Raw genomic sequence first — 16,559 nt, 5'->3', positions numbered from 1 at the left:
ATAGCTCGTGTCATTACAATTCACTATCTTTCGGTTACGGCGTAAAAACATAGCTGCTTTTCCGCAACGTATCACATACAAAACCGTTGTAGCTAATTAAAACTGATATGAACATGAAAAAATACCGCCATAATATAATACCCAACATCACATTGCTTTTGTGTTTTCTTATTTCCTTATCCTATGGACAAGAAAAAACAATTGCAGAATTAGAAGACGTTAAAATAGAATACTATGACTCTGGTGGAGATAAGACACCACTTGTTTTTCTTCATGGAGATAGCCGTGATGGTAGTCAGTATGACAACTTCATTTCAAACTTTGAGGATTCAAACCGTATCATAACCTATTCAAGACGAGGTTATGGGAAAAGTTCTTCCGATTCTAAATCAAATCAAGTGGAAACTGATGTTGATGATTTATTGAACCTTTTGACATTCTTAGAAATTGATAAAGCAGTATTTATTGGGAACTCCTACGCAGGATTTATGATGACTTATTTAGCCGAAAATCATCCCGAAAAGAATATTGGCCAAATCTATTTAGCGGGAAATCCAGGATTCAGTTTTAAAGAAATAATAGAGAAAGACCCTCTAAACTCCTATAAAATGATGTTTTGGGCTCAAGGTGGTGAAGAATATGCTGATGAGAGTATAGAATCCATCACATCTTATCAACCTCAATACATTACCAAGGAAACGGAAATTCCAAATGTCCCAGCACTTGGTTTTTTAAATGCCGATAACCAACGTGGTATTGAAAACATGAATATAATTCTATTGTATGCCTCTGCACCTGAGCGAATAGAATATGATGAACCAAAGAAGTTTTTCCAAAAAGTATCGTCTGAGGAGAAAATAAAATCAGAAGTTAAAGATTACTTTGAAAATACTGTAAAACCTTTGCTCACGGCGGATGTTGAAAATTGGGTAGACTCGTTTCCCTCTCTTAAAATTGTAAATCTTGATGTAAGAGCCGTAACAGGGTATGAATTTGAAAGAAACCCAGAACTAGTCACAAGTCATATAAAGGAGTTTCTAGTAAGTTTAAAAGAATAAATAGCTACAAAAATGGCTAAAAGTAATTGCTTATACTGGCCTTATTCTGAAAATTCGCTTGGTTTTTTTTTAGGCTTGGGGTATGCTTGCAAAATTAAGTACTAACCCATACAACTACTACTAGCAAGACCGTAGTGTTTAGTTTGACATATGATAGATAAAAAGTTTAAAATTGAATTTTTGGATCATGTAGCAATTCGAGTTAGTGATATGGAAGCTTCTGCTTTATGGTATGAAAACGTGTTGGGACTTGAACGATATCAGCTACCTGAATGGGGAGACTTTCCAATCCTTTTACTTTCTGGCAAATCAGGAATCGCCTTATTTCCAGCAGATCCAGCGGACTCTAAACTTGATCCGAGTTCCAAAAATGTGAAAATAGACCATTTTGCTTTTAATGTGACAAAAGAAAATTTTGAAAAAGCAAAACTTCGATATGTCGAACTAAATTTAGAATTTAATATCCAAGATCATATTTACTTTAATTCAATTTACACCAAAGACCTTGATGGGCATACAGTTGAATTAACTACAATAAAAGTTCACGAAGAAGAATTTTATAAATAAAAACTAAACACAGTAATGGGTATTAGAAATTGCTTGTTCTTGACTACTTCTCAAAATCCAAACGGATTTTCTATTTGGTTTGTATTTGCTAATTTAGTTGCTGAAACTCACAACGAAATCATACACAAACACGTTGTGGTTAATGTCCAATAACTGAGAAAGTGAATGAACAAAACGATATTTGAGATTACCAAAATGGATTGTCCATCGGAAGAAAATCTAATCCGAATGAAATTGAATGAAATCTCGAGTATCGTGAATTTGCACTTTGACATTCCGAACCGAAAATTGACTGTTTTTCACAGCGGACAAATCGACCAAATCGAAAAGTCAGTTTTCGAACTTAATTTAGGCGCAAAGAAAATCTCAACCGAACAAACCGACCAAACTGAATTTAAAGAAAACGCAGACCAGAAAAAAATACTCTGGACAGTACTCGGAATAAATTTCGCATTTTTCCTAATCGAAATGACAACTGGAATAATCTCAAAATCAATGGGATTGGTTGCCGATAGTTTGGATATGCTTGCCGACAGTTTCGTTTACGGAATTAGTTTGTTTGCAGTTGGCGGCACTCTGACAAGAAAAAAACGGATTGCAAAACTTGCTGGATATTTTCAAATAACACTCGCGATTATTGGATTTGTAGAAGTTTTAAGAAGGTTTTTAGGAGACGAGAAACTTCCCGATTTCTCAACAATGATTATCGTTTCGATTTTTGCACTTATTGCAAACGGAATTTGCCTTTATATTTTGCAAAAGTCAAAGAGCAAGGAAGAAGCTCATATGAAAGCAAGTATGATTTTTACCTCGAATGATGTGATTATCAATTTGGGAGTGATAATCGCAGGAGTTTTGGTAAATTGGTTAAATTCCAATAAACCTGATTTGATTATCGGAACAATCGTTTTTGTGTTGGTAATTCAAGGAGCATTTAGAATATTAAAATTGAGTAAATAAATAAAAAACACTAACCACAACAACGGCTATAGTTCATTACGGCTGAAATTCCTAATCGGAATTCATTCCTAAAGACTTTTGCAAGGTTTTATTTATTAACTTAGTACCCAACCCATTCCATCTATACTTAACTTAGACTTTTGCCTTTAACTCACCAATCTAATTCAATAATGGACAATCTATTTTGAATTACATTCATTATTATGAAACATTTAATCCTCATTTTGACGCTTTCACTGTGCTTCTCTATAAATGCTCAAGAGAAAAAAGTAAAGTCAAATGCATTTTTGAGAGTATACAATTTAGAAGGTAAAAAAATTGCTAAGGGCAAGTTAGTATCAACTGACGAATCCCACTTGCAGTTAAAAAGAAAAAAGAAACTAATTACCATTCCTTTAGACAGCATCGGTAGTATTAAAACTAAGAGATCGTTTGGTAATAATATCCTAGTAGGTTCTTCAATTGGTGCAGGAACAATAATTCTTTTAAGTATCGGTTCTGGGGAATCTCCTGTTGAGGGTTATACTGGTATTGGAACCCTGCTTTTTGCAGGAGTTGGTGCTGGTTTTGGCGCCATTACTTCTATTGGTAAAAATCCAAGAATATTTGAGATTCATGCAGATAAGGTTAAATGGGAGGCTTTTAGAAAGCTTCTAAATGTTGTATCTGATTAGATTCATATAATATTTCAATTAATATAAAAAGCACCATTTTAAAACATTTGCAACATGCTAGCTAAAAAACAGTAACTTTAACGTGATATCAATAATTTGCTTACAACCTCAAAACTACACGTATTTTAAGCCCTTAGAAAAAATGACATCATAAAATGAACAGCACTAAATCAACCAGAATTCAATCACTTGATCTGCTCAAAGGGCTAGTTATGATTATTATGGCACTAGATCACGTCAGGGACTATTTTCATTATGATGCCTTTTTCTTTGACCCTACCGATCCCGAAAAAACAAATACCGCATTATACTTTACACGCTGGATTACGCATTATTGTGCTCCAGCCTTTAGTTTTTTAGCTGGCATATCTGCTTATTTGGTTGGAAGAAAAAAATCAAAATTTGAATTGTCTTCATTTCTCTTAAAACGAGGTATTTGGTTGGTTTTTATTGAACTGGTTGTTGTTAATTTTTCTTGGTATTTCGATATTCATTTTAGTACCATAAGCTTATTGGTTATCTGGTCATTAGGGGTAAGCATGATATTCCTAGCTGCACTAATTCATTTAAATTTAAAATATATTCTGATTTTTAGTCTGTTAATGATATTTGGGCACAACGGCCTTGATTATGTACCTATTGAAGGAGGAATATTTTGGTCAATAATTCATAAATTTGGTTTTTACACTTTAGAGAATGGCAAAATTCTAGTGATCGGTTATCCTATAATTCCTTGGATTGGCGTAATGTCATTAGGGTATTACTTTGGTTCATTCTACAGCTCAAATAAAGACGCATTGCAGCGACAAAAAGTCTTTAAACTAATTGGTTCATTTTCCATAGTAGGCTTTATAATCATTCGTCTATTCAATACTTATGGCAACCTCAATCCTTGGAATAGTTATAATACTGTATTACAAACAGTGTTTTCGTTTTTAAATCCGGCAAAATATCCACCATCACTAACGTATTTACTTATGACATTAGGACCAATACTATTAATTTTGGCCTATACTGAAAATGTAAAGGGGAAAACCGTAAAATTCATCAGTGTATTTGGTAAGGTGCCATTTTTCTACTACATCCTTCATTTGTATGTCATCCATATCCTAGCATTATTCTTAGCTTGGTTCACAGGTTTTGGTTGGCGCAAAATGATTATTAAAGGATGGGTTACCGAATCGCCTAATCTTGATGGGTATGGGTTAAACTTGGTATATGTTTATCTCATATGGATTGTTATTATACTTATGCTCTACCCACTTTGTAAAAAGTTTGGTAACTACAAGCTTAACAACAAGGATAAAAAATGGCTCAGCTATTTGTAAGGACTTATTACAAAAACGCCTACAATACCTTAGATCTAAAATCTCTAATCAGAATTGATTCGCCAGTTCGCCACTAAAAATGGCTCGTGTCACTGCAATTTGCTATCTTTAGGTTATGGCCAAATTTCATATCTGATTTTATGAGAATAGCTATATATAAGAATGTTATAGCCAATTTGAGAAAAACAAACACTAAATGAAAACCAAATACCTAGATAGTGTCAAAAAACAGTTTGAATATTATAAATCTGTCGGAGAGAAAACATTCAATCAACTGAATGAAGAAGAACTTTTTTGGCAATTTAATGAGGAATCAAACTCTATAGCAATAATTGTAAACCATCTTTGGGGAAATATGAAATCACGCTGGACGAATTTTTTGACTTCGGACGGTGAAAAGGAATGGAGAAATAGGGATTTGGAATTTGAATCAGTCATAAAAACAAAGAACGACCTCATCGATAAATGGAATGATGGATGGAAATGTTTGTTTAATGCGTTAGACTCAATCACCAAAGATAATTTTGAAACAAAAGTTTATATCCGAAATCAAGAGCACTCAATAATTGAAGCAATAAACCGACAATTAGCTCATTATGCCTACCACATTGGACAGCTGGTCTATATTGGCAAAATGATTAAAGGAAGTGAATGGAAAAGTTTGACTATCTCTAAAGGAAAATCTCATAAATTTAACAAAGAAAAATTCTCAAAAGGAAAACACAAAGGACATTTCTCTGATGATTTAAAATAAAAAAACGCTATACCATAATGCCTACAGATAGGCACCAGATAAGAATTGATGAGAAAACAAAAATAGATTCAGGAAGTGGGCTATCTAATGGATAGAAGGTTATTTTGAGTAGTTTAAGAATATTTTACTAGACATTTATTAAGAAAAAAATGAAACAGATATCGTATTGGCAAATATGGGTACTGCTAGCCTTACTCATGGTTCTACCCACAACAGTCACAGCGCAGAGAGGTGAGCTCACCCTTGATGAAATTTTCGCAACACCAAAACTGACGGGAACAAGCCCGTCCCGACCTATATGGTCACCGAATAGCGAGCACTTCGCCTTTTCCTGGAGTGAACCAGGAAATCCTGGGCGTGGTCTCTGGGTATCTACAAGCGATGGGAAGAAAGTGCGCCTTAGCTCCAATACAGCATCCGAGACAGTCCGAGAAATTGTCTGGACCGACTCAAACACAATTGTTAGCCTGCGAGCTAACAACCTATGGAAGACATCACTAAGCCAAGGAGAAGATCTCCAGTTTTTACCCGTTGAGGCAGGTGCACATAACCTCTCAATATCGCCAATCGGCAACAAAGCAACCTATATAGCAAACGGAGACCTGTGGCTTGCTGACTTCGCTACCAAACAGAATCATCAGCTTACCGAAATCGGTATCTCCAGTCTCTCGAACCTACCAAAGGGACGCTATAGCCGACCGGAACGAGAAATCGGTCCAGGCATTTGGAGTGGACCTACTTACAAGTGGTCCCCTAATGGCAAGACAATAGCATTTCATGTCGTTGACCGACGCGAGATGCGAAAAGTACCATTCCCAAACTACCTTGCAGATGAAACCGACCCTAACAAGGTAAGAAGAAGTTACCCGGGTGACCCTAACGAAATTCGTAAGGTTGGCCTGCTCGATGTAGAAAGCGGCAACATTACCTACCTTAATTTGCCAGACCCACACGCCAACCAAGTAATTGACTTTAACTGGTCACCGAGTGGTACATTGCTAGTTGATACCGCATCCGACACAGCAGTTGAACGTAAGCTGTACATTGTAAAACCTGGGGAAAGCAAGCTACGTGAGATTTGGCGCGGTGTTCGGGAGAGCCGCATGTACACATCCTTTGGATCTAACTGGCATCCGGATGGTAAGAAGGTCGTTTTCTTAAGCGATATGGGTGATCGATATGGCCTTTATACAATCGATCCCTCAAAGGCTGAGGATCATCCACAGCTCCTGACAGATCCATCATACGATGTGCTATCTGTCCCAAGTATTGCTGGTGATGCACTGTTTTATGAAGGTAACGGCGTAAATCCGTATGAACATCATGTATATCGATTGGATATGTCTGGTGGCAAACCCAAACAGATGACACGTCTTGCAGGACGAAACGTTGGATACCCCTCACCTGATGGTAAGCAATTGGCTTTTTTGCATAGTAACGACATATCACCGCAGGAGCTTTACGTGGTAAGCAGCGAAAATGGTGACGCTACGCGAGTAACCCACTCACCATTGCCCGCCTTCACAGAGCGAACTTGGACGGCTGCGGAATACGTTAGTTTCCCTAGCCTGGTTGATGACTACACCCTCCATGCCCGGATTCTGAAACCTACCAACATGCAGCCCGGTAAGAAGTATCCGGTGCTGTTTGGGCCTGTGTATTCAAATACAGCGAGAAACCGCTGGGCCGGTAACTACAGCCTTGTACAGCAGCTGTTGGTTAAAAAGGGCTATATTATCGTTCAAATAGATTCACGTGGTAGCAATGGTTATGGTCGGGCATTTCGTGAAGAGTTTCTTCTAGGCTTTGCCGACCAGGATATTGAGGATTATGCAAGCGCCGTTGCTTACATGGAGTCGCTAGATTATGTAGATCCCGATCGCATCGGTATCTGGGGTAGCAGTTACGGTGGCACACTCTCCGTATACTCGCTGTTAATGAAGCCTGGCTTATTTCAGGTGGGTATTGCAGCAGCAGCGGCTGTTGACCCGATGTTCTTCGGCACAGACGACGTGGCTATTGTTAGGCGCCCACAGACACACCCTCAGATTTTTGAAAGAAAAGCGCTCAACTATGCAAAGAATCTGGAGGATAAACTCCTGTTTATCCATGGGCTACAAGACCATGTGGTACCATTCAAGACAACGGCGGTGTTAGCTGAAGAACTCATTAAACAAGGTAAGGACTTCGACTTTGTCTTTGCTCCAGGTGCAACGCATGGATGGAGCCGTGAGCGGTATTACGATCGCTACCTGTTTGGTAAACTAATCGAATACTTTGACCGACACCTAGGCATGTCGACAGATTAGCTATTTGCAAGAACTTTTGTTAGAGGTTTTGAGCACACTGAAATCGCTCTCCTTGCCTACTGATAATGGTAAATTAAGATTTAAAACAATGATCATAAAAAATGCATATCTTCCTTTCTTTTAAAGTAATGTTGTCAACATTCAAATAAGCCATATAAATTAGTACACAAACCTATGAGAACAAATAGCCTTATTCTTTGCCTCTTCTTCTTAATATTCGTCAGCTGCCAAACTAAACAGGAAGAAAAAACAGCTCAAAGCTCAGCTAAAACTGCAAACTTCACTTCTAACGATTATGAAGATTTGGTTGCCTTATTCAAGGAATGGAGAACGTTTGAAAAGCCTCCGCTCCTCAATGGAGCCCCAGATTATACTGCAAAAACTTTTGAGCAACGCTGGCCACAGTTTATCGAATTACAGCAAAGCTTAAATAAAATAGACACCACCAATTGGTCAGTAGCAAATAAGGTGGACTGGATGATCGTGTGGGCTGAGATGAATGGTTATGACTTTAATCACCGCATCTTGAAACCTTGGACGCGTGATCCTGCTTTTTATAAAACGGTTTGGACTTATAGAAGTGATGTACCTGCACATGAAGGTCCAACACATCACGCTACAACAGAACTTTGGACCTATTCCTTTCCGTTATCGCCGGAAGAAAGAGAACGGCTGATAAAAGACTTGAAAGTAATTGTGCCCCTAAATAAGCAAGCAAAGAAAAATCTTACCGGCAATGCAAGAGACCTTTGGGTGGCAGGAATCAGAGATATTGAAACCCAGGCGACAGATCTTGCCGTACTGAAAAAGGAGGTTTCCATTCAGGATAATACAGAGCTAATGAGCCTTATTGATGAATCCATCGAATCTACAAAGGATCTTGCAAGTTGGTTGATTACAGAGTCCAAATCTAAGACAGGGCCTTCGGGTATAGGCAAAGACAATTACACTTGGTACATGCAGAATGTGCACCTCGTGCCCTTAAGCTGGGAAGATGAAGTGATGATTCTCAAAAGAGAACTCGCGCGGGCCTGGTCTTCCTTAAAATTAGAAGAGCATAAAAACAGAAACTTACCAAAATTAGTCGATGCCGATTCCCCTGAAGTCTATGAACAAATGGCTGAAGCTGCGTCAAAAAGCTTGTTGACTTTCCTTGAAGATCAAGAAATTGTGACCGTTAAACCGTACTTTGAACCTGCCTTACGCGAACATTTAGGAAGCTACGTGCCAAAGGAAACACGCAACTTCTTTTGGATTGGGGCACACTATGATCCTAGACCCTTATACTCACATTTTTATCATTGGTTTGAATTGGCGAGAATGGATAATGAACCGCACAAGAGTGAGATTAGAAAAGGTCCGTTACTATACAATATTTTCGACTCAAGAAACGAAGGGGTGGCTACGGCAGTAGAAGAAATGTTTATGCAGGCTGGTTTATATAAAGACAGTCCGAGAACTAAAGAGATAGTTTACATCCTGATTGCGCAGCGTGCAGCCAGGGGCTTAGGTTCATTATATGCGCATGCCAATCAAATGACGATGGAAGAGGCTGGTGGAATTCATAGTGAGTACACTCCTAGAGGTTGGATGAAAACAGAAAAAGAACTCCTCATTTTTGAGCAGCACTTATATTTACGACAACCGGGATATGGCACCAGTTATATTATTGGTAAATATTTAATGGAAAATTCATTAGCCGAATATGCAAGAATACTTGAGTCTCAAAACAAAACCTTCGTTTTGAGAGATTTTTTTGATACCATAAATACGATGGGCAATATCCCAATGGCCTTAGGGCAATGGCAAATGACAGGCTCAAATGATCATTTGAAAATCATATATGAATAAAAGAAAAGCCAAACACTTTCGTATTTGGCTTGTTGTAGCGGGAACTGGACTCGAACCAGTGACCTTCGGGTTATGAGCCCGACGAGCTACCTACTGCTCTATCCCGCGATATTGGACTGCAAATATACAACCCTTTTTAGTTTTAGCAAGTTTTTGAAACAAAAAAGTGTTCAATTCAATTGAACACTTTGTAATATTTGTAACTATTGTATAATTAATAAATCTTAATCTTCACCTTCCTCAGTATCCAATGTTGCTAAAGCCCCTTTCATATTAACTTCGTCTAGATCAAAATCTACGATACTAGGCAACTGGTCTTTTAAAGAAGCATAATTTCCTTTAAATCCGTTATTGCTCAACAACAATGTTTTTAGATTTGATAATTGTGCCAATTCACTAGGCAGGTTACCATAAAAGGCATTGTTAGATAACACCAATTCTTCTAATTGACTTAACTCACCGATAGAGGATGGAATGGTTCCCAATAAATTATTATCAAATACACTTAAAACTTTGAGAGCACTAAGCTCTGTTATTGTCGTTGGCAACTTTCCGATCAATCGATTACTGCTGAGATTCAAATTTTCTAACTGGACGAGTTGCCCAATAGAAACTGGAATCTCACCAGAAAGATTATTATTGAATAACTCTAATACCTTAAGATTTTCAAGGTTACCAATATCAGATGGGATTGAACCTGAAAAATTGTTAGAAAAGAGTTGTATTGATTCTAAACTTGTAAGTTCTGTTATCGACTCTGGTAACTCACCTTCCAATTTATTAAATGCTAAATTTAAATGTCTTAAGTGTGTAAGCTTTGAAATGTCGCTCGGTAAATTACCTCTGAGGTTATTAAAGCTAAGACTAATAGCAACGATATTGTCGTTCTCAATGGTTAAACCGTGCCAGTCAGTAACTGGCTTATCTAAATCCCATGAATTATTCCAAGAATTACCATTAGTTGCATTGTAAAGTGCTACTAGTGCGTCTCTTTGGTTTTGAGAGACGCTGGCAAATGTAAATGCAGAAAGCAAGCAACATAGTAGGGTTATTTTTAAAGTTTTCATAATAGCTAGATTTGTGGAGGGGCACATAAACTACTCGAATATAGTGGCTTAGACCTTAAACTGCAAATTTTTTCGATGAACTACAAGGTCTTAAAATTTAACATATTGATAATCAGTATATTAAAGTTTACTATTGCTCAATACTTTCAGCTCGAAAATTAACAATGTCTTGGGCTTCGGTAAGTACTGAAATTTGAATGGGATTACAGCAAACTTCACAATCTTCGATATAGCTTTGCTGACTTTGGGACACATCCACGAGCATTGAAATTTCTTCCCAACAGTAAGGACATTGAAAAAAATATTCTTCCATTTAAAAACGCTTTTTAAAACTGAACATTCAATAATTCACCACTGATTTGAAGCAGCGTAAGCTCAGCCAATTTGGCATCGTATTTTGCTTGGCTACGGCTTAATTCTGCCGTTAATAGGTTGATTTGTGCCTGTCTGAACTCGATAGAATTCACTTGACCTATTTTGAACTTTTCCTGGGTTCTTTCAAAATTGTTTTGGGCTGTCACAATATTTTTTTCCTGAATATTATAAATCTCTAACTTATTCATGTAATCGTCCCAGGCATTATTAAAATCGCGCTCAATACTTAAAAGTATATTTTCTTTTTGGAGTTGTTGGGTTTCTAGATTAATCTTGGCATTCCTGACTCTGTTAATTGTTGATCCGCCATCAAAAAGATTCCAACTCAAATTCAATCCACCAGACAAACCTGTATTTGTTAAAACCGCTACGAAAGCAGCCGCATTGTTATTGTTTGTATTCCATCCATAAGTACCTGACAGACCAATGGTTGGTAAATAAGCGGATTTGCCAGAATTGATATCCAACTTACTTATGGCAATATTTTTCTCTGTTTGAAGCAAGGCCACATTGCGCGTCTTGGCCTGCTGAAATAAACTGTCCTTTTGAAATTGAAGCCTAAAGTCTACTTCCGTTTCGACATCAAAATCTTCGGTATACGTTTCTCCTAATACCAACTTTAAATCGCGTTTAGCATTTTTTAATTGTTGCTTTACATTAATGATGTTAATACTGTCGTTATTAATATCAACTTCAGCATTTAAAACCTCCAATTTGGTGTTTTGGCCATATTCAAACTGATATTTTGCCCTTACCAATCGATCCTTGGTCACATTTAAGGTTTCTGTTAGTGTTTTAAGGTTATCCGTTAATTGAGCCACATTATAATACACCGAAAACATCTGAATAATTGTATTTTCTATGGTCTCTCTAGCTTGTAGCTCTGTTAATTGATATTGCTCTTTTAGACGTTTGTAATTATAACGTCTTCCTAAACCATCAAACAACGTATAGTTTACACTAACACTAGCATTATACCTTGAACTTTCCGCACCATTTAAAACAGTACTTTCTCCGTTAGCAAATTCAGCTTCTGTGTTATCTATATTAAATGTTGCACCTGCACTACCAGTAACCGTTGGTAAATACCCAGAGTTCAGGATACTGGTATTATTTTCCGCAACTGCAACGTCATTTTTGGCAATCTGTACGCCATAATTATTTTCTAAAGCTTTTGAGACGGCCTCTTCCTTAGTTAACACTTGTTGTGCCTGCAAATTAATACCGCACAAAACTGCTAATACTATCAAGATCTGTTTAGTGCTCATGTCCTTCATTTTGTTCTTTTATAGCGCGTTCAACCTCTTCTTTAGACACCTCGTCACCTGTGGCTAGCCATTTGGTATTCTTTTTAATATTGTTACTAAACGACAAGAATAATGGTAATACCAACAAGGTTAAAATTGTAGCATATGCAATACCAAAAGAAATAGAAATGGCCATTGGTTTTAAAAATTGTGCCTGCCTACTCTTTTCCAATAATAAAGGTGCTAAACCAGCTATGGTGGTCAATGAGGTTAAAAAGATGGCTCTAAAACGTGACTTTCCTGCTTCGGAAAGGGCTTCGTCAAACTTCATCCCTTCCTTTAAATTACTATTAAACTTACCTATGAGCACCAGCCCGTCATTAACCATAATGCCTATTAGAGCAATAATTCCTAAAAGCGAGAGTATATTAACCGGAAATCCTAACAACCAGTGACCCCAAGCTACTGCTGTTAAGCTGAAAGGAATTAACAAGATTAGCAACAAGGGTTGTGAGTAACTTCTAAAGGTGAAGGCAATGGTAATATAAATTAAAATCAGAATTGGAATTCCAGCTGCTTTTAATGATGAATTTAATTTATTAGCTTCTCTACTCTGTCCTTCGAAAGAAGCGTTGATTGTAGGATATTTAGACTGTAACTGCGGTATAAAATTCTCTTGAATATCCTCAAGGATATCCGTATTACTCGTACTAGGATCCTTTAAGTCGGCATAGACCTGAATTTCGCGTTTACCCTCTAAATGGTTGATGGCCACATCACCGCGCTCAATACTGTAAGTAGCGATATCTTTTAACGTTACACGCTCACCTGTTGGTGTTACGATGCGCATATCGTCTAAATCGTTAATGGAGCTTCGGTTGTTTTTATCATAGCGCACCCAAACTCTAATTTCGTCTTGCCCACGCTGAAAACGCTGTGCCTGCGCACCAAAAAACCCAGAACGTACTTGAGACATAACCGTTCTTAAATCCAGCCCTAATAAATAAGCACTTTCCTTAAGTTCTAATCGTATTTCCTTAATTCCTGCAGGATCATTATCGCCAATATCCTTTAATAATGGATTAGACTGTAAGTATTTTTTAAGTTCTTCCTTAGACGCTTTTAATTCTTTGATATTGTTACTTAGTAGCGATACCGAAACCGGATTACCACCAAAGTTGCCTCCCGAACCATAAATCAATCGTTCTGTCCCAATTACAGGACCAACCAATTCTTCTAAACGCTTAGTAATTAAAAAGGCTTGTATTTCATCTGGACGCTCTTCACCTGGTAACAAATTGATTCTTAGGTTAGCAGAGGAACTACTATTTATTGAGACGATGGTATTTTCAAACAGTTGTTTACCAGTGCCTTTTAAATACTTTTCGGTAAGTTCCTCATTAACGATAAAAGATTTTTCTTCAATCATAGAAATGATAGAATCTGTTACCCTAACATTAGTACCCGCTGGCATTACCAATTCTATATTAGCGGCATCACTGGCTATTCTAGGAAAAAGCGTAATACCAATAATACCACCACCAAGCGAACCGAACGTAAGGACTAAAAGTGCTACAAAAATACCAAGGGCTAATAGCTTAAATTCCATGACAAACTTTAAGGTAGGCGCATATATCCGATCTCTCAAATAAGACATAAAGCGATCACCACCCTTGTTTAATCCACGCATAAAAGCGAAAAAGCCGTTTGATGATTTCTTACTGTGTCGTTCTTCCTTCTTGATCCGTAAAGCTTTTGAATGTGCTAAATGGGCAGGAAGAATGATTAATGCTTCAATCAGCGACACCACTAAGGTTAATATTACGATCACCGAAACCTCACTGAAAAATTCACCAATTCTACTTTCTAAAAAGAAAAACAAAGAGAAGGCCAAAACAGTGGTTGTAATCGCAGAAACCACAGGTGGGATTACCTCTAGAGTTCCATCAATTGCTGCTTGTATCGGTTTCTTTCCTTTTTCGTAATGTTGATAGATATTTTCAGCAATAACAATTCCATCATCTACCAGTATACCAATTACGATAATCATTCCAAAAAGTGACAATACGTTTATGGTAACATCAAACTGGCCAGCAAAAATGAACATTCCCAAGAAAGAAATTGGTAAGCCAAAGGCCACCCAAAGGGCTAGCCTGGTATTTAAGAAAATTGATAAAAATACCAAGACCAATAGCATACCAATAATCGCATTTTCTGTTAATAATTGCGTTCTCTGGTTCAGTGTAATGGATAAATCCCTAACCACACTAAGATGAACATTGGTATACTTTTGATTGTATTCTTCTATGTATTCCTTTACTTTATCTGCCGAGCTAATTAAATCTTCGTTATTGGTACTGGTTATAGAAATATTAACTGCCAATTCCTGATTAAAATAAGTAGCATTTGGTGTTTCGGAAAAACGATCTCTAATGATGGCGACATCTTTAAGACGAACAACTTTTCCGTCTGTTGATGCTTTTACAATAATATTAGATAGTTCCTTACCGTAATATTCCCTATTATTTGCTCTAATTAAATACTCTTCGGCAACCGTTTTTACATTTCCACCAGTTACCAAAATATTTGAATTACTTACAGCGGTGGCAACATCGTTAAAGGTCAAGTTATAGGCCAGCAAATCGGTTTCATTGACCGCAATTTCGATTTCTTCATCCGGAAATCCAGAAATCTCTATTTGAGAAATCCCATCAATAGCCCTTAAATCGGTTTCAACTTGTCTTGCCAATTGTTTTAAAGTGGCTAAAGGAATGTCCTTACCACTCACTGCAAAAGAAATGGTTTCTCTAATAGCTTCTTGTTTCGAAACCACTAAAGGTTCCATACCTGTTGGAAAGGATGGCACTCGGTCTACCGCATTTTTGACCTCGAGTAGCATGAAATCAAGATTTTCACCTTTTTCGATTTCAACAGTTATGGTTCCACTGTTTTCCCTAGAAGTTGAAGTAACTCTATCAATTCCTTTTAAACCTTTGAGATTATCTTCAATTTGAAGTACAATACCTTCTTCAATTTCCTGAGGAGAAGCACCAGGATAGGTAATAGCAATGTTAATGATTTTTGAATCTACCAAAGGAAAAAATGAAGATCTAAGAGATAGTGCACCTATAATTCCAAAAACAAAAAAGGCGATAATAAAAACGTTGACTGCAACGTGATATCTAATAAAATATTCAATAATCTTTCTCATTACTCGGCATTATCAGTTGTTGCAGCTTTTACTTGCATACCTGCATAAGCACCAGGTACCGGCTTTCTTAAAATGACAGTTCCGTTGGGTATATCCTTTAAAACCACTGTTCTATCAGAAAAGTGAGCTGGTTTAACAGGAATAACGTCTAGAAGACTGTCCTTAACCACATAAATTTCCTGACTGTCCAACAATAAGTTTCTGTCTATTTCAATAGCATCATCAACATTCTCAGCATTTAGATTGGCTTCTAAATACATGCCTTCTTTAAGGTCTTCATGCTTTACATCAACAAACGCCGTAATGGTTTGTGTTGTAGGATCTATGCTACCATTTACGCGGGCTACAACGCCTTGGTAGTTTTTTGTCTTTTCTAGATTACTCAACTCTACTTTTGCTCCCTCTTTAATTACATCTGCATAAGATTTGCTAACGGCTACCTGCATTTCATATACAGAGGGATTAATAAATTCACCCAACTTTTGTCCACTTCTCACAAGTGTACCTTCTGTGACCAATGCTTCCGTTAGTATTCCTGTAAAGGGTGCAGCAATTCTATACTTCGCTAAACGTTGTTCTAAATTTTTAACATTGTAGTAAGCACTTATGATGCCTCGACCTGTAATAAAATAGTTTTCTTTCTCACCAGACATCTCTGGTAATTCTGGTGTGTTGTTCTTTAAATCGAAATTATTAAGATACGCTTGCCATTTTGGGTATACCTCAGGAAAATCCAATCTTAAATCGGGCATGATTGCTGCAATACTGTTATATAGATTACTTTTTGCGGATTGTACGCTAGCATAATATTCTGAAGCATCCAAACGTATCAAGGTTTCACCAGAATTATATTTTTGACCCGCTTTAAATAGTTTGCTCCCGGATCTAAAAATACCTTGAACTTCTGAATACAACTCAACTCGTTCCTTAGCCATAAGGTTTCCGTTCGCTGAAATTACAACAGGGATTGTAGTGTTTTTAACAGTGTCTACCAAAACCGTCTTAACCACTTTTGGTACTACTGGCTTAGGTTTATTTTTTGAATCAATAAGATGTTTCGCTAAAAAGAGTGCTCCGATTATTAGGGCAAGACCCAAAGCGGAAAGAATAACTTTTCTGGTCATAATAATGATGGTAGTTAATAAGCTGCAAATTTAC

Annotated in this window: 13 protein-coding genes and 1 tRNA gene; 8 read left to right on the top strand and 6 right to left on the bottom strand. The window is 37.2% G+C overall.

Annotation, left to right across the window (positions count from 1 at the left end):
• Nucleotides 1–113 precede the first annotated feature (113 nt).
• From ACFQ1K_RS02135 to ACFQ1K_RS02100, 8 genes are all read left to right on the top strand, one after another.
• The gene (locus tag ACFQ1K_RS02135) at nt 114–1,058 is read left to right on the top strand and encodes an alpha/beta fold hydrolase (RefSeq protein WP_320555309.1); all 945 of its coding nucleotides are present in this window, start codon (nt 114–116) and stop codon (nt 1,056–1,058) included.
• A 150-nt stretch (nt 1,059–1,208) separates the two neighbouring features.
• Nucleotides 1,209–1,625, top strand: a complete 417-nt coding sequence (locus ACFQ1K_RS02130; RefSeq protein WP_320555310.1) for a VOC family protein — start codon at nt 1,209–1,211, stop codon at nt 1,623–1,625.
• Between the two features lie 165 nt (nt 1,626–1,790).
• Nucleotides 1,791–2,585: a cation transporter gene (locus ACFQ1K_RS02125; RefSeq protein WP_320555311.1), complete on the top strand. Its 795-nt coding sequence runs from the start codon at nt 1,791–1,793 to the stop codon at nt 2,583–2,585.
• Between the two features lie 203 nt (nt 2,586–2,788).
• Nucleotides 2,789–3,259 (top strand): hypothetical protein, encoded by a 471-nt coding sequence (locus tag ACFQ1K_RS02120; RefSeq protein WP_320555312.1) that lies wholly within the window; start codon nt 2,789–2,791, stop codon nt 3,257–3,259.
• Between the two features lie 155 nt (nt 3,260–3,414).
• Nucleotides 3,415–4,587 carry a DUF1624 domain-containing protein gene (locus ACFQ1K_RS02115; RefSeq protein ID WP_320555313.1) on the top strand — a complete coding sequence of 391 codons (1,173 nt, stop codon included), beginning with the start codon at nt 3,415–3,417 and terminating at the stop codon, nt 4,585–4,587.
• 196 nt (nt 4,588–4,783) lie between these two features.
• A complete protein-coding gene (locus ACFQ1K_RS02110; RefSeq protein ID WP_320555314.1) occupies nt 4,784–5,341 on the top strand; it encodes a DUF1572 family protein in 558 nt (185 codons plus the stop codon).
• A gap of 149 nt (nt 5,342–5,490) precedes the next feature.
• Entirely contained in the window at nt 5,491–7,650 is a 2,160-nt protein-coding gene (locus tag ACFQ1K_RS02105) for a S9 family peptidase (protein WP_320555315.1), read from the top strand.
• 477 nt (nt 7,651–8,127) lie between these two features.
• Nucleotides 8,128–9,501, top strand: a complete 1,374-nt coding sequence (locus tag ACFQ1K_RS02100) for a hypothetical protein (RefSeq protein ID WP_320555471.1) — start codon at nt 8,128–8,130, stop codon at nt 9,499–9,501.
• Nucleotides 9,502–9,536: 35 nt separating this feature from the next.
• Here ACFQ1K_RS02100 and ACFQ1K_RS02095 read toward each other — a convergent pair.
• The 6 genes from ACFQ1K_RS02095 to ACFQ1K_RS02070 form a co-directional block, all read right to left on the bottom strand.
• Nucleotides 9,537–9,609, bottom strand: a tRNA-Met gene (locus tag ACFQ1K_RS02095).
• A 116-nt stretch (nt 9,610–9,725) separates the two neighbouring features.
• Nucleotides 9,726–10,568: a leucine-rich repeat domain-containing protein gene (locus ACFQ1K_RS02090; RefSeq protein ID WP_320555316.1), complete on the bottom strand. Its 843-nt coding sequence runs from the start codon at nt 10,566–10,568 to the stop codon at nt 9,726–9,728.
• Nucleotides 10,569–10,698: 130 nt separating this feature from the next.
• Nucleotides 10,699–10,881, bottom strand: a complete 183-nt coding sequence (locus tag ACFQ1K_RS02085) for a CPXCG motif-containing cysteine-rich protein (protein WP_320555317.1) — start codon at nt 10,879–10,881, stop codon at nt 10,699–10,701.
• A 13-nt stretch (nt 10,882–10,894) separates the two neighbouring features.
• Nucleotides 10,895–12,211 (bottom strand): TolC family protein, encoded by a 1,317-nt coding sequence (locus ACFQ1K_RS02080; protein WP_320555318.1) that lies wholly within the window; start codon nt 12,209–12,211, stop codon nt 10,895–10,897.
• A complete protein-coding gene (locus ACFQ1K_RS02075) occupies nt 12,201–15,401 on the bottom strand; it encodes an efflux RND transporter permease subunit (protein WP_320555319.1) in 3,201 nt (1,066 codons plus the stop codon). Before ACFQ1K_RS02075 ends, ACFQ1K_RS02080 begins: the two co-directional genes overlap by 11 nt.
• Nucleotides 15,401–16,525, bottom strand: coding sequence for an efflux RND transporter periplasmic adaptor subunit (locus ACFQ1K_RS02070; RefSeq protein ID WP_320555320.1), 1,125 nt, complete (start codon nt 16,523–16,525; stop codon nt 15,401–15,403). The genes ACFQ1K_RS02075 and ACFQ1K_RS02070 overlap by 1 nt, the downstream gene beginning before the upstream one ends.
• Nucleotides 16,526–16,559 lie beyond the last annotated feature (34 nt).

This window comes from Winogradskyella aquimaris, from assembly GCF_042676105.1.
Taxonomy (GTDB): domain Bacteria; phylum Bacteroidota; class Bacteroidia; order Flavobacteriales; family Flavobacteriaceae; genus Winogradskyella; species Winogradskyella aquimaris.
This window is presented reverse-complemented; position numbering and strand designations above follow the sequence as displayed.

Bases quoted from the DNA above. Each gene is read 5' to 3' on its own strand.
- ACFQ1K_RS02110 (WP_320555314.1), top strand. From the start codon at position 4,784: ATGAAAACCAAATACCTAGATAGTGTCAAAAAACAGTTTGAATATTAT.
- ACFQ1K_RS02125 (WP_320555311.1), top strand. From the start codon at position 1,791: ATGAACAAAACGATATTTGAGATTACCAAAATGGATTGTCCATCGGAA.
- ACFQ1K_RS02105 (WP_320555315.1), top strand. From the start codon at position 5,491: ATGAAACAGATATCGTATTGGCAAATATGGGTACTGCTAGCCTTACTC.
- ACFQ1K_RS02070 (WP_320555320.1), bottom strand. From the start codon at position 16,525: ATGACCAGAAAAGTTATTCTTTCCGCTTTGGGTCTTGCCCTAATAATC.
- ACFQ1K_RS02135 (WP_320555309.1), top strand. From the start codon at position 114: ATGAAAAAATACCGCCATAATATAATACCCAACATCACATTGCTTTTG.
- ACFQ1K_RS02090 (WP_320555316.1), bottom strand. From the start codon at position 10,568: ATGAAAACTTTAAAAATAACCCTACTATGTTGCTTGCTTTCTGCATTT.
- ACFQ1K_RS02080 (WP_320555318.1), bottom strand. From the start codon at position 12,211: ATGAGCACTAAACAGATCTTGATAGTATTAGCAGTTTTGTGCGGTATT.
- ACFQ1K_RS02130 (WP_320555310.1), top strand. From the start codon at position 1,209: ATGATAGATAAAAAGTTTAAAATTGAATTTTTGGATCATGTAGCAATT.
- ACFQ1K_RS02085 (WP_320555317.1), bottom strand. From the start codon at position 10,881: ATGGAAGAATATTTTTTTCAATGTCCTTACTGTTGGGAAGAAATTTCA.
- ACFQ1K_RS02100 (WP_320555471.1), top strand. From the start codon at position 8,128: ATGATCGTGTGGGCTGAGATGAATGGTTATGACTTTAATCACCGCATC.
- ACFQ1K_RS02075 (WP_320555319.1), bottom strand. From the start codon at position 15,401: ATGAGAAAGATTATTGAATATTTTATTAGATATCACGTTGCAGTCAAC.
- ACFQ1K_RS02115 (WP_320555313.1), top strand. From the start codon at position 3,415: ATGAACAGCACTAAATCAACCAGAATTCAATCACTTGATCTGCTCAAA.
- ACFQ1K_RS02120 (WP_320555312.1), top strand. From the start codon at position 2,789: ATGAAACATTTAATCCTCATTTTGACGCTTTCACTGTGCTTCTCTATA.